Raw genomic sequence first — 23,630 nt, 5'->3', positions numbered from 1 at the left:
CCGTCCCTGGCGCCGATCCGGACGGATCGGTGCCAGGGACGGGGGCGAAACCGGCGGCCGTCACCAGCGGCCGCCGGCCATGCGATAATGGCCCGTTATCCTGACGACGGTCCTGGCCGCCGCCCACCTCATGTCCTCTGATTCGATGCGGAACATCCGCAACTTCTCCATCATCGCCCATGTCGACCACGGCAAATCGACCCTGGCCGATCGCATCATCCAACTCTGCGGCGGCCTGCAGGCGCGCGAGATGGAGGCGCAGGTGCTCGACTCCAACCCGATCGAGCGCGAGCGCGGCATCACCATCAAGGCCCAGTCCGTATCGCTGCCGTACACCGCGCAGGACGGGCAGGTCTACCACCTGAACTTCATCGACACCCCCGGCCACGTCGACTTCTCCTACGAGGTCAGCCGCTCGTTGGCCGCCTGCGAGGGCGCGCTGCTGGTGGTGGACGCGGCGCAGGGCGTGGAAGCGCAGTCGGTGGCCAACTGCTACACCGCGGTGGAGCAGGGCCTGGAAGTGGTGCCGGTGCTGAACAAGATCGACCTGCCCACCGCCGACATCGACCGCGCCAAGGCCGAGATCGAGGCGGTGATCGGCATCGACGCCACCGACGCGGTGGCGGTCAGCGCCAAGACCGGGCTGAACGTGCGCGACGTGCTGGAGGCGATCGTGCAGCGCATTCCGCCGCCGGTGCCGCGCGACACCGACAAGCTGCAGGCGCTGATCATCGACTCCTGGTTCGACAACTACCTGGGCGTGGTCTCGCTGGTGCGGGTGATGCAGGGCGAGATCAAGGCCGGCGACAAGCTGCTGGTGATGTCCACCGGCCGCACCCACCAAGTCGACAGCGTCGGCGTGTTCACGCCCAAGCGCAAGGTGCTGCCGGCGCTGCGCGCGGGCGAGGTCGGCTGGGTCACCGCCAGCATCAAGGACGTGCACGGCGCGCCGGTCGGCGACACCCTGACCCTGGCCGGCGACCCGGCGGCCAAGCCGCTGCCGGGTTTCCAGGAGATGCAGCCGCGCGTGTTCGCCGGCCTGTTCCCGGTCGACGCCGAGGACTACACCAACCTGCGCGAGGCGCTGGACAAGCTGCGCCTGAACGACGCGGCGCTGCGCTTCGAGCCGGAAAGCTCCGAAGCGATGGGCTTCGGCTTCCGCTGCGGCTTCCTGGGCATGCTGCACATGGAGATCGTGCAGGAGCGGCTGGAGCGCGAGTACAACCTGGACCTGATCAGCACCGCGCCGACGGTGGTCTACGAAGTGCTGAAGACCGACGGCAGCATCATCAGCATGGACAACCCGGCCAAGCTGCCGCCGGTGAACATGGTCGAGGAGATCCGCGAGCCGATCATCCGCGCCAACATCCTCACCCCCGAGGAATACATCGGCAACATCATCAAGCTGTGCGAGGAAAAGCGCGGCAGCCAGATCGGCATCAACTACCTGGGCAGCCAGGTGCAGATCAGCTACGAACTGCCGATGGCCGAGGTGGTGCTGGACTTCTTCGACAAGCTCAAGTCGGTCAGCCGCGGCTACGCCTCGCTGGACTACCACTTCGTGCGCTTCGACGCCGGCCCGTTCGTGCGCGTGGACGTGCTGATCAACGGCGACAAGGTCGATGCGCTGTCGCTGATCGCCCACCGCAGCCACGCCGACCGCCGCGGCCGCGAACTGTGCGAGAAGATGAAGGACCTGATCCCGCGGCAGATGTTCGACGTGGCGATCCAGGCCGCGATCGGCTCGCAGATCATCGCCCGCACCACGGTCAAGGCGATGCGCAAGAACGTGCTGGCCAAGTGCTATGGTGGCGACGTTTCGCGCAAGAAGAAGCTGCTGGAAAAACAGAAGGAAGGCAAGAAGCGCATGAAGCAGGTCGGCCGCGTGGAGATTCCGCAGGAAGCCTTCCTGGCTGTGCTGCAGATGGACAAGTAGCTGGGAGTCGTGAATAGGGAATGGGGAATGGAAAGGGCGCATGCTCTTGCCTTCCCGATTCCCCATTCTCCATTCCCGATTCCCATTCCGAAGGAACAAGAATGAAATGGTTTGAAATCGCGCTGGTGGTGCTGACTTTCGCCACCGGCATCATCACCCTGCTGGACAAGCTGTTCTTCGCCAAGCGCCGCGCCGCCCGGGCCGGATTGCTGGACGCCGAGCCGGTGCTGGTGGACTACTCGCGGGCGTTCTTTCCGGTGCTGGCAGTGGTGCTGATCCTGCGCAGCTTCATCGCCGAGCCGTACAAGATCCCGTCCAGCTCGATGATGCCGAACCTGCTGGTCGGCGATTTCATCCTGGTCAACAAGTTCGCCTACGGCTTCCGCCTGCCGATCACCAACCAGAAGATCATTCCGGTCGGCGAGCCCAAGCGCGGCGACGTGGTGGTGTTCAAGCCGCCGCACAAGCCGGACGAGAACTGGATCAAGCGCGTGATCGGCCTGCCGGGCGACCGCATCGGCTTCCACGGCGACACCCTGTACATCAACGGCACGCCGATGAAGTACAAGGTCATGGGCGAGTACGTGGGCAAGGGCAAGGGCGCGGAAATGACCGGCGCCACGCTCCTCACCGAGTACCTGCCGGGCCACCCCCACACCGAACTGGAATGGCTGGGCCGCAACAACCCGGCCGGCCAGGGCGACTGGGTGGTGCCGCCGGGCAAGTATTTCGTGATGGGCGATAATCGCGACAACAGCGAGGACAGCCGGTTCTGGACCCAGACCCATTTCCTGCCCGAGGAGAACCTGCGCGGCAAGGCGTTCCTGATCTGGCTCAATTGCGAAGGGTGGTTCTGCAGCGGCAGTTTCGATCCGTCGCGGATCGGAACGACGATTCAGTGACCTGCGTGAGGGGAAGCGCGATGAAGCACAAGCAAAGTGGCATGACCTTGACCTCGTTCGTGATCGTGCTGGCGGTGGTCGGGTTCTTCGTCTACATCGGCATGAAGCTGTTCCCGATGTACATGGAGTTCTATGCCGTGCGCTCGGCGATGAAGGGCCTGGCGACGGAAACCGGCAGCGCCGAGATCGACCCAGCGCAGGTCAAGGCCTCGCTGTTCCGGCGCCTGGACATCAACAATTCGGACAACGTGAAGCCGAGCGACGTCACCTTCGAGCGCACCGACACCGGCGTGAAGATGCACGTGGCCTACGAAGTGCGCCGCCCGCTGATCGCCAATCTGGACGTGGTCGGCAAGTTCGACGCCACCCAGGACCTGACGACGCGTGGTGGCCAGTAAGACCTTCCTGCGCGGTGACCGCATCGGTCATCGCTTCGCCGAGCCGCAGTTGCTGGCGCAGGCGCTGACCCATCGCAGCGCCGGTGCCCCGCACAACGAACGCCTGGAATTCCTCGGCGACGGCATCGTCAACCTGCTGATCGCCGAGGCGCTGTACCAGCGCTGGCCCAAGGCCGACGAGGGCGCGCTGACCCGCGCCCGCGCCGAGTTGGTGCGCGAGGCCTCGCTGGCCGCGATCGGCCGGCAGCTGGAGCTGGGCGAGCGCCTGACCCTGGGGCCGGGCGAGATGAAGTCCGGCGGCCATCGCCGCGACTCGATCCTGGCCGATGCGGTGGAGGCCGTGGTCGCGGCGATCTACCTGGACGCCGGCTTCGAGGCTTGCCGCGCCACGATCCTGCCCTGGTTCGAGGCCGCGCTGGCGGCGCTGCCGGTCGGCAAGCCGGAGAAGGACGCCAAGACCCGCCTGCAGGAATGGCTGCAGGCCCGGCAGCGCACCTTGCCGGCCTACGAACTGATCAGCGAGACCGGCGACGACCACGCCAAGCTATTCCGAGTACGCTGTGTCCTCGCCGAGCCCGCCCTGGTCACCGAGGGCGAGGGCACCTCGCGGCGCCTGGCCGAGCAGCAGGCCGCCGCCGCCGCCATCGAGCAACTGGATTCGAGCAAGTGAACGAGCAAGCCACCCCTCCTTACCGCAGCGGCAGCGTGGCCGTGATCGGCCGCCCCAACGTGGGCAAGTCCACCCTGACCAACGCCCTGGTAGGCGCCAAGGTCAGCATCGTCTCCAATCGGCCGCAGACCACCCGGCACCGGCTGCTGGGCATCGCCAGCTTCCCGGCCGGCCAGTTGCTGCTGGTCGACACCCCCGGCCTGCACCGCGAGCAGAAGCGCGCGATGAACCGGGTGATGAACCGCGCCGCGCGCGGCTCGCTGGAAGGCGTGGACGCCGGCCTGCTGGTGATCGAGGCCGGGCGCTGGGATGAGGAGGACACGCTGGCGTTCAACGTGCTCAGCGACGCCGGCATCCCGGTGGTGCTGGTGGTCAACAAGGTCGACCGGCTCAAGGACAAGACCGCGCTGCTGCCGTTCCTGCAGCAGGTCAGCGAGGGCCGCAGCTTCGCCGCGGTGCATCCGATCTCCGCGCTCAAGCGCAAGGGCCTGGAAGCGCTGGTGCGCGACCTGCTGGCCCTGGTGCCGGAAGCGCCGCCGATGTTCGGCGAGGACGAGATCACCGACCGCAGCCAGCGCTTCCTGGCCGGCGAGCTGGTGCGCGAGCAGTTGATGCGCCAGCTCGGCGAGGAACTGCCGTACGCGACCACCGTGGAGATCGAGCGCTTCGCCGAGGACGGCGCGCTGCTGCGCATCGGCGCGGTGATCTGGGTCGAGCGCGAAGGCCAGAAGGCGATCGTGATCGGCAAGGGCGGCACCCGCCTGAAGGACATCGGCGCCAAGGCCCGCCAGCAGATGGAGCGCCTGTTCGGCGCCAAGGTGTTCCTGGAGACCTGGGTGCGCGTGCGCGAGGGCTGGTCCGACGACGAAGCGGCGCTAAAGGCGTTCGGGTACGGGGAGTGAAGCCGGGAATGGTGAATCGGGAATCCGGAATCGGATTTCCGTGCGTCCCAGGCAATCATGGCGTGTGCAGGAGCGGCTTCAGCCACGCCAGGCTTTCCCGGTAACGCCCGTCGCGGCAGAAACCGCTCCTACGGCAGAAGCCGATGTTTCATCGACGCGCTTGGCAATGATTCGGCTCGGGATAGTCTCCATTCCCGATTCTCCATTCCCCATTCCCAGCTCCCACCGCCTTGATCGAGCACGAACCCGGCTTCGTTCTGCATGCGCGGCCCTGGCGCGAGACCAGCCTGCTGGTGGAGGTGCTGAGCGTGCACCACGGCCGGCTCGGCGTGCTGGCGCGCGGCGTGCATGGACCGAAGAAGCAGGCCTTGCGCGCGGCGCTGCAGCCGCTGCAGTCGATCCGCTTCAGCGCACAGCGCCGCGGCGAACTGGCGCAACTGCGCGCGGCCGAGGCGGTGGATGCGGCGCCGCGGTTGAGCGGCGAGGCGATGCTGGCCGGCTTCTACATCAACGAACTGACCCTGCGCCTGGCCCCGCGCGACGATCCGGCGCCGGACCTGTATCTGGCCTATGCGCGGGTGCGGGCGCGGCTGGCCGCCGAGGCGCCGTTGGCCTGGTCGTTGCGCTGCTTCGAGCGCGACCTGCTGGAGGCGCTGGGCGTGGGCTTCGACCTGCGCCACGACGGCGACGGCGAGCCGATCGACCCGGCCGCGCGCTACGTGCTCGACGCCGAGCACGGGCCGCGCCGGCTGTTGAGCGACCGCGGCCACGACCAGCGCAGCGGCATGGCCACCGGTCGCGCACTGCTGGCCCTGGCCGACGACGCCGAACCGGCCGCCGACGATCTGCCCGGCCTGCGCCGCGGCATGCGGGTGGTGCTGCTGCATCACCTCGGCGGGCGCGGCCTGAAATCCTGGGAGATGGTCGAGGACCTGGCGCGGCAACGCAGCGCGGCCGCCGCGGCGCCGGAGTCGGCACCGCGCGTGGCGCCGACGGATTCGGAATCCGCCCCGGATGCGACCTCCGATGCGACGTCGGAGTCCACCGGCGAAGGGGCGAAACCGCCGCCGTCCGCGGCCTCGTGAGTGCGCCGCACTGGCGGCGCCACGGAGCCTGCGCTCGTCACACCTCAACCGGATGCAGGTTTCCCGTAGGAGCGGCTTCAGCCGCGACGGGCTTTCCCGGTCACCCCGTTGCGGCCGATCTCGCAGAGGGGACAGGAGACGCCCCAGCAGGGCGCTTTCCGGCCTGATCGCAGCCTCTAGCCGCGGTGCAGTCCACCGCGGCCGCCGCGCGAGGCGGCGGCCGCGGCAGGCGGCACTCAGCGCCAGTCAATCCGCAGGCTCAGCGCCGCGTTGCGCGCCTCGCCGAGCGTGTGCTGGTTCCAGTAGGTGCGATCGAACAGATTGTTGATGTTGCCGGTCAGCAGCGCGTCGTAGCCACCCAGCGTAGTGGCGTACTGGAACCCGGCCGCGGCGAGGGTGTGCCCGGGAATGAGGACACGGTTCTGGTCCTCGTAATAGGCGTCGCCGGAGTAGCGCACGTTGCCGTGCAGGCTCAGGCCGCGCACCCCCGGCACCCGCCAGGTGGCATTGGCCAGCAGTTGCCGGCGGGCGGCGCCGGCCGGCCGGTTGCCGCGCAGGGCCGCGTTGTCCGGCGACAGATCCTCCAGGCGCGGGTCCATCCACAGGCCGCCGACGCCCAGTTCCAGGTTCTCGGTCACGCCGACGCTGCCGATCACTTCCAGCCCGCGATACAGGGTCAGGCCGTCCTGGGTCAGGTAGCGCTGGCCGTCGCGGTAGGCGTCGATCTCCGCGCCACGCTCGATGCGGAACGCGGCGGTGGTCAGGGCGAAGCGCCCGCTCTGCAGCTTGGCGCCCAGCTCGTACTGCTTGCTTACGGTCGGCTTCAGCACGCTGCCGGCGTTGGCGTAAGCGGGCAGCGCATCGGTGCCGACGCGGCTGCCCGGTTCCAGCGACTCGACGTAGCTGGCATAGAGCGACACGTCCTCGATGGGCTTGTAGATCAGCGCCACGGTCGGGGTCGTCACCGAGGTGCGGTAGCCGCTGTCCACCGCCGCATTGCCGTCCAGATCGCGTTGCTGGTAATCGACGTGGCGCGCGCCGAGGATGGCGCGCCAGTGCTCGCCGAACTGTATGGTGTCGCTGACGAACACCGCCTTTTGGCGCAGGTCCGCGCTGACCGGCGCCAGGCTGTAGTCCGGGCGGCGGGTGGGGCGAAAGGTCTGCTGGCGATACAGATTGCCGTCGAAGTCGTGGCTCCAGTAGAACGCCTTGCTCCACTGGTCCCAACTGCGCTGCACCGAGGCGCCGAACACCAACTCGTGCGCCACCGGGCCGGTCTCGACGCGGCCGGTGACCAGCAGTTGCGCCACGCTGTTGCGCAGCACCGCACCGAAGTCGTAGGCGTAGCCGGCGTAGTCGCCCGCTTCGTCGAGCAGGTTGGCGAACATCTTGTGCGATGTGTGCCGGCGGCGGCTGCCGCCCAGGCTCAGCGCCGCGCTCCAGCGCTCGTCGATGCGCCAGTTCAGGCCGGTGGTCGCGTGCAGCAGTGCGGTCTTGTAGTAGGCGCCGTCGACGCGGAGTTTGGCGTAGTCGTCGGTCGGCCTGGGCAGGCGCGCGCCCTGGTAGGCATCCCAGTAGAAGTACAGCGGCTCGTGTTCGAGCGTGTTGCGCTCGTGCACCAGCTCCGCATGCCAGGTCAGGCCCTCGACGATCGGTTGCTCGACGGCCAGCGCGATCGTCTTGCGGTCGATCCCCGCGCCGTTGTACGCGTCGCCGCGTTCGAGACCGGCATTGAGCCGATAGCCGAAGGAATCCGGGCCGTTGGCGCGCCCGCCCGCATCCACCTGCGCCGAGAACGCGCTGTCGTTACGGTAGCCGAGCGTGGTGGCCAGCAGCGGGCTGTCGGTCGGGCGCTTGGTCTGGTAGCTGACGATGCCGCCCGGTGCGCCGAAGCCGTACATGAAGCCGCCCAGGCCCTTCAGCGCCTGCACCGATTGCACCGCTTCCAGCGGGAACTCGCCGCCCCATTCCATCAGCATCGGCACGCCGTCCACGTAGAAATTGCGCACGCCGATGCCACGGATCTGCGTGCCCCACCAATTGGTGGTGGCCGGCGGTTCGGCGGCGAACACCGACGGATCGTTGATGAAGATCTGTCCCAGCGTGGTGGCCTGGCGCCGCGCGATCTCCGGCGCTTCGACCAGCGTCACCGAGAACGGCGTATCCAGCAGGCGGGACGTGCCCAGCGCGCCGACCGCCGCATCCTGCTGCAGGTCCAGGCTGAGCCGCTGGCCTTTGACCATGACCGTGTCCAGCTGCGTGGCGTCGGCCGATGGCTGGGCATCGCGAGTGTCGTCGGCGGTGGCGGTGTCCTGGGCGTTGGCCGAGGTGGACGCGGCGGCCACGAGGGCGGCCAGCAAGGCGCGGGCGAGCACGCCCATGGCCGGCGCTGGCCGGTGGAATGCATTTTGAAACATGAGAGGCCCCTGTTGCGGTTGTGACCGGACGGGGCGATGGCTGGTCCGGAGATGTTGTTGAATCGTTAATTTATATGATAACAAATCTCATTTGCAAATCTCGGCGGCGCGGGCGCGTTCGCGGCGCCGCCGTTTTCGTCGACGTTTCACGACAGGATCGGTGAGGGCGGGCTGTGGGCGAGGGCGGCCGCGTTCGGGATCCGCCTGGCAACGCCCTGGTGCGCTGGTCGCGGCTGAAGCCGCTCCTACAAGAAGCCGGGGTGTTATCCCCAATCCCCAATCCCGGCTTTCAGTGCAACAACGCTGCCACCGCTTCGCTGAACTGGTGCCGGGCATGCGAGGAGGCCGGATCGCCATGCAACTGGCGCACTGCACGCGCCAGGCGCGCGGCGCCGACGAAGCCGCAGCTGGCCTGCAGCCGGTGCAGATGGGTGCGCACGGCCTGGTCGTCGCTGAGCTGCAGGGCCGAGGCGACCGCGTCGCGGGTGCCGGGCAGCTCGGCCAGGAACAGCTCGCGCAGGGCGATCAGATGCGCGCGCTCGCCGTTGAGCGCGGCCAGCGCGGTGGTCTCGTCCCAGTCCAGGGTCGGCTCGGCGGTCCCGGCTGCGGCGCCGACACGGCCGCGCGCGAGCAGCCGGCGTACCGACTGCAGCAGCCGCTCGGTAGTGAGCGGCTTGAGCAGCACGTCGGCGAACCCCGCGTCGAGCAACTGCGTGCGGACGGTGGCGCTGGCGTCGGCGGTATGCGCCAACCCCAGGGTGTCCGGGTGTTCCCGCTGCAACTGGCGCAGCAGGTCGCTGCCGCGGCCGTCGGGCAGGTTGGCGTCGATCAGCCACAGGTCGTGCGTCTGCGCCTGCGCGCGTGCGAGGGCGCTGGCGACCGAGTCGGCCAGGTCCACCTGTGCCGGCAGCGACTGCAGCGTCGCGTCGAAGAAGGCGCGGCTGATCGGGTCGTCTTCGACGAGCAGCAGTCGCGTTACCGGGTCCTGGGTCGATGCCATGCTGATGCCTCCATGCGGCGTGGTCGCCTCCCGCGCGGCTGCGCGCGTGCGTCGCGCCACTTTGCCTCGCCGGCGCGGCAATCGCAAGCCGGTCCCGGCCCGGTCCATCTGCGACAATGGCCGCCCTTTTTCGCCCGCAGCCTGTTGCCACGTGGCCCGATCCCGAAACCGTCTCGACCGCACGCCCTTCCAGACCGACATCGCCGACCTCAGCCACGACGGCCGCGGCGTTGCCCGCCGCGAGGGCGACAAGGTCGCCTTCGTCGCCGGCGCGCTGCCCGGCGAGACCGTGCTGGCCGAACCCACCGCGCGCAACCGCCACTTCGACGAGGCGCGCACGCTGCAGGTGCTGCAGGCCTCGCCGCAGCGGGTGACGCCGCGCTGTCCGCATTTCGGGGTCTGCGCCGGCTGCGTGCTGCAGCACCTGGCCGAGGACCAGCAGATCGTCGCCAAGCAGCGGGTGCTGACCGAAAACCTGGAGCGCATCGGCCACGTGACCCCGCAGGCGGTGCTGCCGGCGCTGACCGGCGCGCCCTGGGGCTACCGGCGCAAGGGCCGCTTCTCGGTGCGGCGGGTGGAAAAGAAGGACAAGACCCTGGTCGGTTTCCGCGAGCAGGACCCGCGCTTCGTCGCCGACCTGTCGGTCTGCCACACGGTGATCCCGCAGATCGGCTTCAAGGTGACCGCGCTGGCGGAGCTGGTCGAAAGCCTGGACGGCAAGCGCGACATCCCGCAGATCGAGTTCATCGCCGGCGACGCCGCGGTGGCGCTGACCTTCCGCCACATGCAGCCGCTGAGCGCGCGCGACCAGGCCGCGCTGATCGCCTTCGCCCAAGAACACGACTTCGCCATCTTCCTGCAGCCCGGCGGCGTGGACAGCGTGCATCCGCTGTATCCGCAGGCGGTGCCGCTGTCGTTCCGGCTGCCGCAGTGGGACGTGGAACTGGCGTTCCGGCCGCTGGACTTCATCCAGGTCAACGCCGCGCTCAACGAAAAGATGATCGCGCATGCGCTGGCGCTGCTCGACGCGCAGCCCGGCGACCGGGTGCTGGACCTGTTCTGCGGCCTGGGCAACTTCACCCTGCCGCTGGCGCGCACCGTGCGCGAGGTGGTCGGCGTGGAAGGCGACGCCGGGCTGGTGGCGCGCGCGCGGGAGAACGCGCAGCGCAACGGCCTGGACAATGCCCAGTTCTTCGCCGCCGACCTGACCCAGGACCAGCGCCAGGCGCCGTGGATGCGCCAGGGCTTCGACAAGCTGCTGCTGGACCCGCCGCGCTCCGGCGCGCTGGAGGTCCTGCAGCAACTGCCGCTGAAGCAGTTCCAGCGCATCGTCTACGTCAGCTGCCACCCCGGCTCGCTGGCGCGCGACGCCGGCTACCTGGTCAACGAACAGGGCTTCGTGCTCAAGGCCGCCGGCGCGATGGACATGTTCCCGCATACCGCGCATGTGGAGAGCATTGCGGTGTTTGAGAAGCCGGGAATGGGGAATCGGGAGTAGGGAATCGTCACGGCGGCTGCGCGCGCGGTTTATGCTTTTTCCATTCTCCTTTCCCCATTCCCGATTCCCATGGCCATCGAAATCGAACGCAAATTCCTGGTGACCGGCGATGGCTGGCGTGCGGCGGCGCATGCGGTGATCCCGATGGCGCAGGGTTATCTCAACGACCAGGCGGCGCTGGCCAGCGGGGCGCAGAAGGCCTCGGTGCGGGTGCGGGTGCAGGGCGAGCAGGCGTTCCTCAACCTCAAGTCGCGCGAGCTCGGGCATACCCGCCAGGAGTTCGAGTATCCGGTTCCGGTGGACGATGCGCGCGCGCTGCTGGCGCTGTGCGTCGGCGGGCTGATCGACAAGCGCCGGCACCTGGTGCAGCACCAGGGCCACCTGTGGGAGGTCGACGAGTTCCTCGGCGACAACGCCGGGCTGGTGGTCGCCGAAATCGAGCTGGACAGCGCCGACGAAGCGTTCGCCAAGCCGGACTGGCTCGGCGCCGAAGTCACCGACGACCCGCGGTACTACAACGTGGCGCTGGCTAGCTGTCCATTCTGCGAATGGACGGGATTCGGGATTCGGGATTAGGGATTGGCAAAAGCGGGGCCGCATGCGGCGATCGGGTTTATGCTTTTGCCAATCCCGAATCCCGAATCCCGAATCCCGAATCCCTGCTCATGCGCATCGACATCTGGTCCGACGTGGTCTGCCCCTGGTGCTGGATCGGCAAGCGCCGGTTGCAGCAAGGTCTTGCGTCGCTCGGCGCGGACGCGCCGGCGCTGGAGATCCACTGGCATCCGTATCTGCTCGACCCGGACGCCGGCACCGAGCCGGTGCCGTTGCGCGAGGCCTATGCCGCCAAGTTCGGCGGTGCGGCGCGCACCGAGCAGATCCTGGCGCAGACCCAGGCCACCGCGCGTGCCGAAGGCCTGCCGTTCGACTTCGGCCGCGGCCAGGTGCGGGTGAGCACGCTGCCGGCGCACCGGCTGCTGTGGCTGGCCGCGCGCGAGGGCGATGTCGACGCGGTCGCCGAGGCGCTGTTCCACGCGCACTTCGCCGAGGGCCGCAACCTGGCCGATGCGCAGACGCTGCGCGATGCCGGCGCCGCGGGCGGGCTGCCGGCGGAGCGGGTGCAGGCGCTGCTGGAGGGCGAGGAGGGCCTGGACGAGGTGCAGGCGGCGCTGCAGCAGGCGCAGGCGATGGGCATCCGCGCGGTGCCCACCTACGTCATCGACGGCCGCCAGGCGCTGCAGGGCGCGCAGCCGCCGGAGGTGTTCGCCGCCACCGTGCGCGGCCTGCTGGCCGGCGCCCAGGCGGGCCGGGACTGCGGCCCGGACGGGTGCGCGGTCTAGTGTGCCGCCGCGGCGCCAGGCGATGACCGCCGGCGCTGCGCAGCGACTGGCCGCGGTCCACGCCATCGCGGCTGCGGCGCAGCGTGCTCTCCGCCGCGGCGCGGTCGCGGCGACCGGCACAGATCCCTTCTGACGGGCGTCGGACGGCCGACGTGCCGTGCAGGCAGGCCGTCGGGAGGCCGGCACCGCCTGTCCAGCGCGCCGCAGGCCGCTTCGCAGGCGTTCCATGACCGAGCTGTGTCGGCCGCGAGGCAGCAGGCGTCTCGGCGACGCTAGGCGAAGACGCCGATGCGCCGTCGCGCGAACCGGACCAGCGGGCGTCGCCCCCCCACGCACCAAGGGCGTCGCGCCGCGTCCTACCGTGGGTGACCATCCGGCGCCCGACGCCGGCGCTGCCCGACGCGTCTCGGGCGCCGCGACGGCGATCCCGCGGCCTCTGCGCTGCGCCGCTTTCATCGCCAGCTTGCCTGGCCTGCATGGGCACGCCATGCGCCGACCTGCCGCCGACGCCGGCATCTGCGACAATGCCGGCCCACAGGCGCCTGCACCGCGCCGGCAGGAGACCCCCCCGCATGCTCGCGATCGGCGTTGCCGGTACCGAACTCACCGCCCAGGAGCGCGACTGGCTGCAGCACGCTGCGGTGGCCGGCGTGGTCCTGTTCAAACGCAATTTCGCCTCGCGCGCGCAGGTGACCGACCTGAGCGCGGCGATCCGCGCCGCGACGCCGCGGCCGCTGCTGATCTGCGTGGACCAGGAAGGCGGCCGCGTGCAGCGCTTCCGCGAGGGCTACAGCGCGCTGCCGCCGCTGCAGGGCTTCGGCGCGCTGTACGCGCGCGATCCGGCCGCGGCGCTGGAGATGGCCGAGCAGCACGCCTGGCTGATGGCCAGCGAAGTGCGCGCCAGCGGCGTCGACCTGAGCTTCGCCCCGGTGCTGGACCTGGCCCGCGGCAACCGCGCCATCGGCGACCGCGCCTTCAGCGACGATCCGCAGGTGGTCGCGGCCTTCGCCGCAGCCTATGTGCGCGGCATGCACAGCGTCGGCATGGGCGCCACCCTCAAGCATTTCCCCGGCCACGGCAGCGTGCTCGAGGACACCCACGTCGACAACGCCGAGGACCCGCGCTCGCTGGAGACCCTGCGCCAGGAAGACCTGGTGCCGTTCGCCGCCGGCATCGCCGCCGGCGCCGACGCGGTGATGATGGCGCACGTGGCCTACCCGCAGGTGGCGCCGGAACCGGCCGGCTATTCGCCGCGCTGGATCCAGCAGATCCTGCGCCAGGAACTGGGCTTCCGCGGCGTGGTGTTCTCCGACGACATCGGCATGGCCGCGGCGTTCGCCGCCGGCGGCGTCGCCGCGCGGGTGACCGCGCACCTGGACGCCGGCTGCGACGTGGTCCTGGTCTGCCATCCGGAACTGGTCGATGATGCGCTGCATGCCGTGCGCGATCGCCCGCTCAACACCGCCGCGCTGCTCGGCCTGATCGGCCGCGGCGGCCTCGGCTGGGACGGCCTGCTGGCCGACGCCCGCTACGGCCACACCCAATCCCATCTGCTCTCCACCTTCGGAAAAACCGCCTGATGTCCACTCTCACCATTGCCCAGGCCCTGGCCCAGGCCGACCTGCTGATCGATCGCCCGCGCATCGACCAGGCCATCGCCCACATGGCCGACGCCATCGCCGCCGACTACCGCGGCGAAACCCCGGTCTACCTGACCATCATGCACGGCGCGCTGCCGTTCGCCGGCCAGCTGGCGCTGGAACTGGGCAGCCGCGGCCAGGACCTGCAGCTGGACTACCTGCACGCCACCCGCTACCGCGGCGAGACCGTCGGCGGCGAACTGGTGTGGAAGCACCGCCCGGCCACCGCGCTGTACGGCCGCCGCGTGCTGCTGCTCGACGACATCCTCGACGAAGGCCTGACCCTGAAGGCGGTGCGCGCGTGGTGCCTGGAGCAGGGCGCCACAGACGTGCGCATCGCCGCGCTGACGGTCAAGCGCCACGACCGCTGCGTGCCCGGGGTCAGCGCCGACTACATCGGCGTCGAGGTGCCGGACCGTTACGTGTTCGGTTTCGGCATGGACGTCAACGAGGCGCTGCGCAACCTGCCGGCGATCTACGCGATGAAGGAGTAGGGCGCCGCGCGCGCAGTCGCGCGCCCGCTCCCCGGTGCCGGCGCCTCTCGCCGGTGCCGGCGTTCCCTTTCGTTGGAGGATCCACATGGACAACATCGCACTGGCCGTCATCGGCGGCACCGGCGTCTACAAGCTCGCACAGCTCGACGACGTGCAGACCCACGAGGTGCAGACGCGCTACGGCGCGCCTTCCGGCCCGGTGCGGGTCGGCACGCTGCTCGGCCACCGCGTCGCCTTCCTGGCCCGCCACGGCGAGGGCCATTCGCTGCCGCCGCACAAGATCAACTACCGCGCCAACCTTGCTGCGTTGCAGCAGATCGGCGCCACGCGGGTGCTGGCGCTGAACACCGTCGGCGGCATCACCGAGCGCTTCGGTCCGCGCGTGCTGGCCTGTCCGGACCAGTTGATCGACTACACCTGGGGGCGCATCTCCACGCTGTGCGAGGAGCCGGGCAGCGAGGTGCTGCACGTGGATTTCGGCCATCCGTATTCGCCGCTGCTGCGCAGCAAGATCCTGGCCGCCGCGCGCGTCACCGGCACCGCCCTGGTCGACGGCGGCTGCTACGCCGCCACCCAGGGGCCGCGCCTGGAAACCATCGCCGAGATCGCGCGGCTGCGCCGCGACGGCTGCGATCTGGTCGGCATGACCGGCATGCCCGAGGCCGGGCTGGCGCGCGAGCTGGGCCTGGACTACGCCTGCCTGGCGATCGTGGCGAACTGGGCGGCCGGCTGCGGCGACGCCGAGGAGATCACCCTGGCCGAGGTGCTGGCCAACGTCGAGGCGGCCTCGGTCGGCCTGCCGGAGCTGGTGGGGGAACTGGCGCGCGGGTGATTGTCTTCGCTGCGCAAGCTTTGCATACTCCGCCGGTGCGGCTGCCGCACAACCACCACCCATTCACTGCAAAAGGTCTCGCATCACCATGCCGAACGGTACCGTCAAGTGGTTCAACGACGCTAAGGGATTTGGTTTTATTTCTCCGGAAGACGGTAGCGCCGATGTGTTCGCGCACTTCTCCGCGATCAATTCCAAGGGCTTCCGCAGCCTGCAGGAAGGACAGCGTGTCAGCTACGACGTGACCCAGGGTCCGAAGGGCGCGCAGGCCTCCAATATCACGCCGGTCGAGTAAGCGAGCGCGTTGACTCGGTTGTGCCTTGAACCCCGCTTCGGCGGGGTTTTTTGTGGGAGACGCCGCGGTGGCGGCGTGGACAGGCAATGGACGCAATGACGCAAGGACTGCAGATCGGGATCGTCGGTTACGGCACCGCGGGCCAGGCGCTGGCGCTGCTGCTGGCACGCGACGGGCATCGCGTGCAGGTGTTCGAGCGCGCGGCGCAGCCGGGACCGGTCGGCGCCGGCTTCCTGCTGCAGCCGACCGGCCTGCAGGTGCTGTGGCGGATCGGCCTGCTCGAGCAGGCGTTGGCCTACGGCGCCCCGGTGCACCGCCTGTACGGCGAGACCCCGTGCGGGCGCGCGGTGATGGACATGCGTTACCGCGACCTGGACGCGCGCCTGTTGGGGCTGGGCATGCAGCGCGGCGCCTTGTTTGCCCTGCTGGCGCAGGCCTGGGACGGCTACGCCACGCTGCAGCGCGACACACGCATCGTCGCCATCGACGACACGCTGCGCCGGGTGCAGGACCAGCACGGCCGCTGGCACGGTCCGTTCGACCTGGTGATCGCCTGCGACGGCTCGGCCTCGGCGCTGCGCGCGCAGGTGCAGGCGACGCGGTTGGACCGGGTCTATCCGTGGGGGGCGCTGTGGTGCCTGCTGCCGCGCGGCGACTGGGCCTTCGCCGACGAGCTGCGCCAGCGCTACGTGGCCGCGCGCAAGATGATCGGCCTGCTGCCGGTGGGCACGCGTCCCGGCGATGCCGAGCCGCGGGTGAGTTTCTTCTGGAGCCTGCCGACCGCCGACTTCGACGCCTGGCAGGCGCGCGGCATGCAGCCGTGGCTGGACGAAATCGCGCAGTTGTGGCCGCAGGCGCGCGAGCGCCTTGTCCAAGTCGACGCGCCGGCGCAGCTGGCGCGGGCCAGTTACCGCGATGCGGTGCAGCGGCACTGGTACCGCGGCCGCCTGGTCCTGGCCGGCGATGCCGCGCATGCGATGAGTCCGCAACTGGGGCAGGGCGTCAACATGGCGCTGATGGATGCCTGGGCGCTGCGCGAGAGCCTGCGCACCGTGCCGGACCTCGACGCGGCGCTGGCGCGCTACCAGGCGCAGCGCCAGGCGCACGTGGCGGTGTACCAGTTCTGGAGCCGCTGGCTGACCCCGCTGTTCCAGTCCGAGCGCGCCCTGCCGGCGCGGCTGCGCGATGTCGGCATGCGCCCGGCCGGGCGCATGCCCGGCGGCCGCGGGCACATGCTGCGCGTGCTCAGCGGCACCCAGCATGGCTGGTTCGGCAAGCTGCCGTTGGCGCCGGAGTTCCTGCAGGCATTGCAGGACGCGATGGCGCGACGCGTGGCGCTGCCGTAGGCGGCGAGATCGCGGACGCGGTTGGACGCAAGCTTCGGTGATTCGTCGCGGCGACGGCGCGTGCAGAGCGCAACGCAGCGAGCGCGGTCCGACGGCAATGGTGCCGTGGTGTCGTAGGAGCGGCTTCAGCCGCGATCGGGCTTTCCCGATAAAGCCCGGTCGCGGCTGAAGCCGCTCCTACGACAGATGGCAATACATTGCGTTGCACTGTGGGAGGGGCTTCAGTCCTGACGCCTCTCAGTTGGTCGCGTCGGGACTGAAGTCCCTCCCACAACACGGCAGCGCACTTGCTGCTTCGGTCGCAGTGACGGGCTGCCCGGCGCGATGCCGAAGCTTTCTGCAGCAGTGTCGCCACGTACTCGCGCAACGCGTTGCGACTGCACTGTGGGAGGGATTCAGCCCCGACGCCCCTCAGTTGGTCGCGTCGGGACTGAAGTCCCTCCCACAATAGGGCAGCGCAGTTGCTGCTTCGGTCGCAGTGACGGGTTGCCCGGCGCGATGCCGAAGCTTTCTGCAGCAGTGTCGCTACGCTCTCGCGCAACGCGTTGCGACTGCACTGTGGGAGGGATTCAGCCCGACGCCCCTCAGTTGGTCGCGTCGGGACTGAAGTCCCTCCCACAACATGGCAGCGCAGTTGCTGCTTCGGTCGCAGTGACGGGCTGCCCGGCGCGATGCCGAAGCTTTCTGCAGCAGTGTCGCCACGTACTCGCGCAACGCGTTGCGACCGCACTGTGGGAGGGATTCAGCCCAACGCCCCGCAGTTGGTCGCGTCGGGACTGAAGTCCCTCCCACAACACGGCAGCGCACCTGCCGCTTCGGTTGCGGTCATGGGCTGCCTGGAAGATGCCGAAGTTTCCTGCGGCAGTGTCGCTACGCTCTCGCGCAACGCATTCCGGCTGCACTGTGGGAGGGGCTTCAGCCCCGACGCCTTGTTGGTGGAGGCGTCAGGACTGAGTCCCTCCCACAAGGTGATGCGTCCTCGCGGTGTCTGTTGACGATCGACCAGACGCACCCGCGCCCGACCTATGCCGCAGCCACCGGCAGGGCGAAGGCCGCGCCTTCGACGCAGGCGACCAGGCGCTCGCCCGGCGCAAGGACCGGGGCGACGCCGGCGGTGAAGTGCGAGAACGCCGGCAGCACGGTCATGCCGTCGCGCAGCCAGAATGCCGGCCAGCGCGGGCGCACGCCAGGCAATTTGGCCAGCGGGTGCAGGTGTCCGCACAGCACGTGGCGCCGCGTCTCCGGCACCGGGTCGTGGCGCAGCACGAACGGGCCGTCCTCTACCTGCGCGCCGAGCAGCGCGATGTCCAGCCCGGCGTTGGCGAGGGCGCGGTCGTGGTTGCCGGCGATCGCCGCCACCCGCAGCTGCGGATGTTGCGCGCGCCAGGCATGCCATTGCCGCTGCCAGTCGGCGTCGGGCGCAGCGCCGTGCAGTACGTCGCCGAGGATCCACAGTTCCAGTGCGTCCTGCGCCTGCAGCAGCGCCGAGAGCCGTGCAAGGTCGAGCGCGGTCCCCCCGCGCGGCAGGCCGATGCCGGCGCGGCGAAAGACGTCGGCCTTGCCCAGGTGCAGGTCGGCGATCAGCAGCCGCCGCCGCGCCGGCCAGCACAGCGCGCGGTCGCCGAGCAGGCGCATCGGCTCGCCGGCCAGGGTCCAGTCCAGTTCAGCGCGCATGGCGCTGCTCCAGTTGCGCCGCCGCACGCATCACCCGCGCCTTCCAGTCCTCGGTGCTGAGCTGGCCACGGATGCTTTCGGCCCACAGCGGGAACGCCAGCGGCGTGAGGCTGCGCGGGGTGTGCAGCGCCAGCTCGCGCGCGGCGCAATCGTCCAGGGTGGCGGCGAGCCGGGTCAGTTCCATCTCGCCCTGCAGCACCTCGCGCTCGGCCTGCGCCAGCAGCAAGTGACCGGGATCGAAGCGGCTCAGCACGTCGTACAGCAGGCCGCTGGAAGCCTGCAGCTGGCGCAGGCTACGCGGCAGGCGGCCGGGCAGGCTCGGCGGCAGCAGGCCGGCGACGCGGGCGATCTCGCGGAACTGGCGCCGCGCCAGTTCGCCCAGGTTGAGGCTCTCGCGCAGATCCTCGAACAACTGCGCCGGGCTCAGCAGCGCGCGCAGCAGCACTGCGTCGATCGGCGCATCCTCCGCCGGCGACAGCACCAGGCCGTAGTCGTTGGCGGCGAAGCTGAAGGTATTGCGCTGCCGTCGGCCCCAGCGCAGCGCCAGCAGCGCAGCCAGGCCTTCGTGCACCTGGCGACCGGCGAACGGATACACGAACAGGTGCTGGCCGTCGCGGGCGCGCACGCGCTCGGCCAGCAGCCGCTGTGGCGCCGGCAGGTCCGACAGCGCGCGCTGCAAGCCGAGCAGCGGCGCCAGCGCGCGCAGTTCGGCCTCGCCGCGCGGATCGGCGAACACCGCTTCCACTTCGCGGCCCAGTTCCGAGGACAGCGGCATGCGCCCACCCATCCATTTCGGCACGCTGCCGTCGCCGCCCTTGGCCAGGCGCACGTAGGCGGTCATGTCCTCCAGTCGCACCAGTTCCAGCAGGCGCCCGGCGAACTGGAAGCGGTCGCCGCGACGCAGGCGGCCGACGAACTGTTCCTCCACCGCGCCGAGCCGGCCGCCGCGCAGGAAGCGCACCGCGACGCTGCCGTCGCTGGTGATGGTGCCGATCGACAGGCGATGGCGCAGGGCGATGCGGCGGTCGTGCACGCGGTACAGGCCGTCTTCGTCCAGCACCACCTTGCGGTAGTCCGGGTATTGCGCCAGTGCGCGCCCGCCCTGCACCACGAATTCCAGTACCGCCTGCCAGGTCGGCGCATCCAGCAGGGCGAAGGCGGCGGTTCCGCGCACTTCGGCGTACAGCGCTTCGGCATCGAAGCCGCCACCCAGCGCGCAGGTGATGCAGTGCTGCGCCAGCACGTCCAGCGACAGCCGCGGCGAGGGCCGCGATTCGATGCGGCCATGGGCGATGGCGCGCCGCGCGGCGGCGTATTCGACCAGTTCCAGCGCGTGCGAGGGCACGCACAGCACATGGCCGGCCTCGCCGGGGCGATGCTTCGCGCGGCCGGCGCGCTGCAGCAGCCGCGCCACGCCCTTGGGGCTGCCGATCTGCAGCACCTGGTCGACGGCGGGGAAATCCACGCCCAGGTCCAGGCTCGAAGTCGCCACCACGCAGCGCAGGCTGCCGTCGCGCAGTCCCTGCTCGGCGGCGCTGCGCAGCGCCGGGTCCAGCGAGCCGTGGTGCAGGGCCAGCGTGTGCGGCTCTTCCGGCCACACCGAGGTCAACGCCTGGTGCCATAGCTCGGCCTGCGCGCGGGTGTTGGTGAACAGCAGGCTGGTACGCACCGCGAACAGCTTTTCCAGCACCCGCGGCAACTGCGCCAGGCCCAGGTGGCCGGCCCAGGGGAAGCGCTCGCCGACCGCCGGCGCCAGCGTCTCCAGGGTCAGCGTGCGCGGCTTGACCCCGGCCACGATCGGCGCCTGCGGCAGGTGCGGCAGCAGCACGTCGCGCGCTTCGTCCAGGTTGCCGAGCGTGGCCGACAGGCCCCAGGTACGCAGCGCCGGCGCCCAGCCGCGCAGCCGCGCCAGGCACAGCTGCAGCAGCACGCCGCGCTTGTTGCCGAGCAGTTCGTGCCACTCGTCGACGATCACGCAGCGCAGTGTCGCCAGTTGCGGCGCGGTGTCGGGATAGGACAGCAGCAGCGCCAGCGATTCGGGCGTGGTCACCAGCACGTCGAGCTTGCCGCTGCGCGCCAGGCGCTTGTCGCGCGCGCTGGCATCGCCGGTGCGCAGGCCGATCTGCCAGTCCAACCCCAGCGCCTGCGCCGGGTCGCGCAACGCGCGCACGGTGTCGGCGGCGAGCGCGCGCAAGGGCGTGATCCACAGCACCTTGAGATCGCGTTGCGCCTGCCGGCGCGCGCGCGGCGGCGTTGCGGCCCTGGCGGGGGCGGCGGCCGTGTGGGCGCCGCGTGCCGTCTTCTTCCTCGTGGCGGCCGCCTGCGTAGCGGCCTGCGCGCGCAGGCCTTCCAGCAAGGGGCCGCCGAATGCGGCCAGGGTCTTGCCGCTGCCGGTGGGCGTGTGCAGCAGCCCCGAGCCGCCGTCCAGATAATGCCGCCACAACGCGCGCTGGAACGGCAGCGGTTGCCAGCCCTGCTGCGCGAACCAGGCGTACAGCGGCGCATCGGCCGGGCGCCGGCGTGCCGCGGACGCGCTCATCGCGCCAGCGCCTGCAGCGTGGTCAGCCGGTCGGCCTCGGCGAACGGCTTGTCGTGGCGCCAGCGCAGGATGCGCGGGAAGCGCACGGCGATGCCGGACTTGTGCCGCCCGCTCTTGTTCACCGCCTCGAAACCGAGTTCGAATACGTGATACGGCGTCACCGCACGCACCGGGCCGAAGCGCTCGGTGGTATGCGCGCGGATCCAGCGGTCCAGCGCCAGGATCTCGCTGTCGTCCAGGCCGGAGTAGGCCTTGGCCACCGGCACTAGCTGCTCGCCGTCCCACAGGCCGAAGGTGTAGTCGGTGTACAGCGTGCTGCGCCGGCCATGGCCAGCCTGCGCGTACAGCAGCACCGCGTCGATGGTCAGCGGTGCGACCTTCCATTTCCACCAGTCGCCGCGGCGGCGGCCGGACTGGTAGGGCGAGGTGGCGCGCTTGAGCATCAGCCCTTCCACGCCGCGCGTGCGCGCGTCCTCGCGCAGCGTCGCCGCCTGCTCCCATGTCGCCGCCTGCACCTGCGGCGACAGCGTCAGGCGCGGATCGGCATGCGCCTCCAGCAACGCCTGCAGTTGCGCGCGGCGCTGTTGCAGCGGCTGCTCGCGCAGGTCCTGGCCCTCCAGTTCCAGCAGGTCGTAGGCGAGCACGCGCGCCGGCGTGTCGGCCAGGGTCTTGGCGCCGGGCTTGCGCCGCTGGATGCGGGTCTGCAGTGCGGTGAACGGCAGCGGCGTTGCGTCGCCCTCGCGCCAGACCAGCAGTTCGCCATCGATCACCGCATCGCGCGGCAGTGTCGCCGCCGCCGCTTCGATCTCCGGGAAGCGCCCGTCCAGGCGTTCCTCGCCGCGCGACCACAGCGCCACCTCGCCGTCGCGGCGGATCAGTTGCAGGCGGATGCCATCCCACTTCCATTCCAGCAGCCAGTCGTCGATGGCGCCGAGCGTGGCCGCTTCCGCCTCCAGCGGCGAGGCGAGGAAGAACGGGTAGGGCTGCTGGCGGTCGCTGGCCAGCACCTCGTCGGACAGCAACTGCTCCAGCGCCTGCGGCGTCGGCGACCAGGCACCGAGCATGCGCTGGGCGATGCGCGCGATGTCGATTCCCGACATCGCCGCCAGCGCCTGCTGCACCAGCCGCTGCGACACGCCCACGCGCAATGCGCCGGTCAGCAGCTTGTTGAACAGCAGGCGCTCGTCGAAGGCCAGGCTGCGCCAGCCGGCGACCACCGCGGCGCGGCGCGCGGCATCGTCCTGCGCGGCCACCGGCAGCAGGCGCTCCTCGATCCAGTCGCGCAGCGGCGCCGGGTCGGAGGTGTTCGCCGGGTCGTCGAGCAGCAGGGTCAGGGTTTCGGCCAGATCGCCGACGTGGTCGTAGCTGTCGTCCACCAGCCAGCCGGGCAGGCCGCTTTCCTGCGCGATCCATTCGCGCAGTTCGCGGGTGTTGGCGATGCGCCGCAGCTTGCCGCCGCTGAGCAGCCAGATCGCCCAGGCCGCGTCCGCTGGCGGCGCCTGCTCGAAATACGCGACCAGCGCGGCGCGCTTGTCCAGCGTCGCGGTGCTCTGGTCCAGTTGCCGGTACAGCGCGGCGAAGCGCTTCATTCCTCGCCACCGTAGTCGGTGCGGAACGCTTCGGCGGCGACGCCGCGTTCGTTGAGCGCGCGGATGATCGCGTCGGTGTTGCCGTGGGTGGCGATCACCCGGCGTGCGCCGGTCTCGTCGATGGTGCGCAGCAGGTCCGGCCAGTCGGCATGGTCGGAGACCACGAAGCCGCGATCGTAGTTGCGCCGGCGGCGGTTGCCGCGCAGCCGCATCCAGCCCGAGGCGAAGCCGAGCTGCGCGTGGCGGAAGCGGCGCAGCCACGGGCTGCCGGCCGCCGACGGCGGCGCCAGCACCAATTGCCCGGCGTAGTCGGCGCGCTTGTCCAGTTCGGCCACGGTGCGCGTCTCCAGCATCGCCACGCCGGCCTCGCGGTACACCGCCACGCCGGCCGCCACCGCGCCGTGCAGCAGCGCCGGTTGATCGTCCCACGGCTGCAGTTCGGCGAGCACGCGCTGCGCCTTGCCCAGCGCGTAGCAGAACAGCACGGCGGCCTCGCCGCGCGCGGCGCACTCGCGGCGCCAGGCGACGATCTCGCGCGCCACCGCGCTGGTGTCCGGCCAGCGGTACACCGGCAGGGCGAAGGTGGCCTCGGTGATGAAGGTATCGCAGCGCACCACCTCGAACGCCGCGCAGGTCGGGTCGGGCTGACGCTTGTAGTCGCCCGAGGCCACCCAGACCTCGCCGTCGACCTCGATGCGCACCTGCGCCGAGCCGAGCACGTGCCCGGCCGGATGCAGCGAGACCTGCGCCCGGCCGAGGGTGAAGCGGGTGCCGTAGGCGTAGGCGCGGTAGGCCTGCTCGCCCAGCCGCCAGCGCAGGATCGGCAGGCCGGCGGCGGCGCAGTGGTACTCGCCCATGCCCGAGCGCGCGTGGTCGCCGTGGCCGTGGGTGATGACCGCGCGCGGCACCGGCCGCCAGGGATCGATGTGGAAGTCGCCGGCGGGGCAGTACAGCCCTTCCGGGCGCAGCACCACCAGGTCCTGGGAAGCGGCAGTCGGCATGGGCGCCACTGTGTCCAAGCCGGTGTGCAGGAGATGAGAATCCGCCGCGCGCGTTCGCGGTCGCGCGGCGGA

Annotated in this window: 20 protein-coding genes; 14 read left to right on the top strand and 6 right to left on the bottom strand. The window is 70.4% G+C overall.

The window, feature by feature from the left end; translation table 11 throughout:
- Positions 1–145: 145 nt before the first annotated feature.
- From lepA to recO, 6 genes are all read left to right on the top strand, one after another.
- Complete coding sequence (gene lepA, locus AC1PME_RS14630) at positions 146–1,936, top strand: translation elongation factor 4 (protein ID WP_254461445.1); 1,791 nt, start codon at positions 146–148, stop codon at positions 1,934–1,936.
- Between the two features lie 101 nt (positions 1,937–2,037).
- Positions 2,038–2,838: a signal peptidase I gene (lepB, locus tag AC1PME_RS14625; RefSeq protein ID WP_254458698.1), complete on the top strand. Its 801-nt coding sequence runs from the start codon at positions 2,038–2,040 to the stop codon at positions 2,836–2,838.
- A gap of 20 nt (positions 2,839–2,858) precedes the next feature.
- Positions 2,859–3,236 (top strand): DUF4845 domain-containing protein, encoded by a 378-nt coding sequence (locus AC1PME_RS14620; protein ID WP_254458697.1) that lies wholly within the window; start codon positions 2,859–2,861, stop codon positions 3,234–3,236.
- Positions 3,223–3,906, top strand: coding sequence for a ribonuclease III (gene rnc, locus AC1PME_RS14615; protein ID WP_429002443.1), 684 nt, complete (start codon positions 3,223–3,225; stop codon positions 3,904–3,906). The genes AC1PME_RS14620 and rnc overlap by 14 nt, the downstream gene beginning before the upstream one ends.
- Positions 3,903–4,808, top strand: a complete 906-nt coding sequence (gene era, locus AC1PME_RS14610) for a GTPase Era (RefSeq protein WP_010340598.1) — start codon at positions 3,903–3,905, stop codon at positions 4,806–4,808. Before rnc ends, era begins: the two co-directional genes overlap by 4 nt.
- A gap of 230 nt (positions 4,809–5,038) precedes the next feature.
- On the top strand, positions 5,039–5,893 hold the full coding sequence (gene recO, locus AC1PME_RS14605; RefSeq protein WP_481096245.1) for a DNA repair protein RecO: 855 nt from the start codon (positions 5,039–5,041) through the stop codon (positions 5,891–5,893).
- A 236-nt stretch (positions 5,894–6,129) separates the two neighbouring features.
- Here recO and AC1PME_RS14600 read toward each other — a convergent pair whose 3' ends face one another.
- Positions 6,130–8,274, bottom strand: a complete 2,145-nt coding sequence (locus AC1PME_RS14600) for a TonB-dependent siderophore receptor (protein ID WP_481096244.1) — start codon at positions 8,272–8,274, stop codon at positions 6,130–6,132.
- A 325-nt stretch (positions 8,275–8,599) separates the two neighbouring features.
- Positions 8,600–9,316, bottom strand: a complete 717-nt coding sequence (locus tag AC1PME_RS14595) for an Hpt domain-containing response regulator (protein WP_254461444.1) — start codon at positions 9,314–9,316, stop codon at positions 8,600–8,602.
- A 145-nt stretch (positions 9,317–9,461) separates the two neighbouring features.
- Here AC1PME_RS14595 and rlmD point away from each other — a divergent pair, with 145 nt between their 5' ends.
- From rlmD to AC1PME_RS14555, 8 genes are all read left to right on the top strand, one after another.
- Positions 9,462–10,808: a 23S rRNA (uracil(1939)-C(5))-methyltransferase RlmD gene (gene rlmD / locus AC1PME_RS14590; RefSeq protein WP_481096243.1), complete on the top strand. Its 1,347-nt coding sequence runs from the start codon at positions 9,462–9,464 to the stop codon at positions 10,806–10,808.
- Positions 10,809–10,877: 69 nt separating this feature from the next.
- Positions 10,878–11,384: a CYTH domain-containing protein gene (locus AC1PME_RS14585; protein ID WP_481096242.1), complete on the top strand. Its 507-nt coding sequence runs from the start codon at positions 10,878–10,880 to the stop codon at positions 11,382–11,384.
- A gap of 89 nt (positions 11,385–11,473) precedes the next feature.
- Positions 11,474–12,148: a DsbA family oxidoreductase gene (locus tag AC1PME_RS14580; RefSeq protein ID WP_481096241.1), complete on the top strand. Its 675-nt coding sequence runs from the start codon at positions 11,474–11,476 to the stop codon at positions 12,146–12,148.
- A 572-nt stretch (positions 12,149–12,720) separates the two neighbouring features.
- Positions 12,721–13,728 (top strand): beta-N-acetylhexosaminidase, encoded by a 1,008-nt coding sequence (gene nagZ, locus AC1PME_RS14575; protein ID WP_481096240.1) that lies wholly within the window; start codon positions 12,721–12,723, stop codon positions 13,726–13,728.
- Positions 13,728–14,282, top strand: a complete 555-nt coding sequence (locus AC1PME_RS14570; protein ID WP_254458689.1) for a hypoxanthine-guanine phosphoribosyltransferase — start codon at positions 13,728–13,730, stop codon at positions 14,280–14,282. Before nagZ ends, AC1PME_RS14570 begins: the two co-directional genes overlap by 1 nt.
- Before the next feature lie 85 nt (positions 14,283–14,367).
- On the top strand, positions 14,368–15,114 hold the full coding sequence (locus AC1PME_RS14565) for an S-methyl-5'-thioinosine phosphorylase (protein WP_160948346.1): 747 nt from the start codon (positions 14,368–14,370) through the stop codon (positions 15,112–15,114).
- 88 nt (positions 15,115–15,202) lie between these two features.
- Positions 15,203–15,409, top strand: a complete 207-nt coding sequence (cspE, locus tag AC1PME_RS14560; RefSeq protein WP_003488188.1) for a transcription antiterminator/RNA stability regulator CspE — start codon at positions 15,203–15,205, stop codon at positions 15,407–15,409.
- 95 nt (positions 15,410–15,504) lie between these two features.
- A complete protein-coding gene (locus tag AC1PME_RS14555) occupies positions 15,505–16,755 on the top strand; it encodes an FAD-dependent oxidoreductase (protein WP_481096239.1) in 1,251 nt (416 codons plus the stop codon).
- A 1,023-nt stretch (positions 16,756–17,778) separates the two neighbouring features.
- Here the strand turns inward: AC1PME_RS14555 and pdeM are convergent.
- Genes pdeM through AC1PME_RS14535 form a run of 4 tightly spaced genes read right to left on the bottom strand, consistent with a single transcriptional unit; the run spans position 17,779 to position 23,558 of the window.
- The gene (gene pdeM / locus AC1PME_RS14550) at positions 17,779–18,429 is read right to left on the bottom strand and encodes a ligase-associated DNA damage response endonuclease PdeM (RefSeq protein WP_481096238.1); all 651 of its coding nucleotides are present in this window, start codon (positions 18,427–18,429) and stop codon (positions 17,779–17,781) included.
- Positions 18,419–20,968 carry a ligase-associated DNA damage response DEXH box helicase gene (locus AC1PME_RS14545; protein ID WP_481096237.1) on the bottom strand — a complete coding sequence of 850 codons (2,550 nt, stop codon included), beginning with the start codon at positions 20,966–20,968 and terminating at the stop codon, positions 18,419–18,421. The genes pdeM and AC1PME_RS14545 overlap by 11 nt, the downstream gene beginning before the upstream one ends.
- Complete coding sequence (locus tag AC1PME_RS14540) at positions 20,965–22,557, bottom strand: ATP-dependent DNA ligase (protein WP_481096236.1); 1,593 nt, start codon at positions 22,555–22,557, stop codon at positions 20,965–20,967. Before AC1PME_RS14540 ends, AC1PME_RS14545 begins: the two co-directional genes overlap by 4 nt.
- Positions 22,554–23,558, bottom strand: a complete 1,005-nt coding sequence (locus AC1PME_RS14535; RefSeq protein ID WP_307551597.1) for a ligase-associated DNA damage response exonuclease — start codon at positions 23,556–23,558, stop codon at positions 22,554–22,556. The genes AC1PME_RS14540 and AC1PME_RS14535 overlap by 4 nt, the downstream gene beginning before the upstream one ends.
- Positions 23,559–23,630 lie beyond the last annotated feature (72 nt).

It is taken from the genome of Xanthomonas sp. NCPPB 901, from assembly GCF_056725085.1.
The sequence above is the reverse complement of the archived record's forward strand: the minus strand, read 5'-3'. Positions and strand labels throughout refer to the sequence as shown.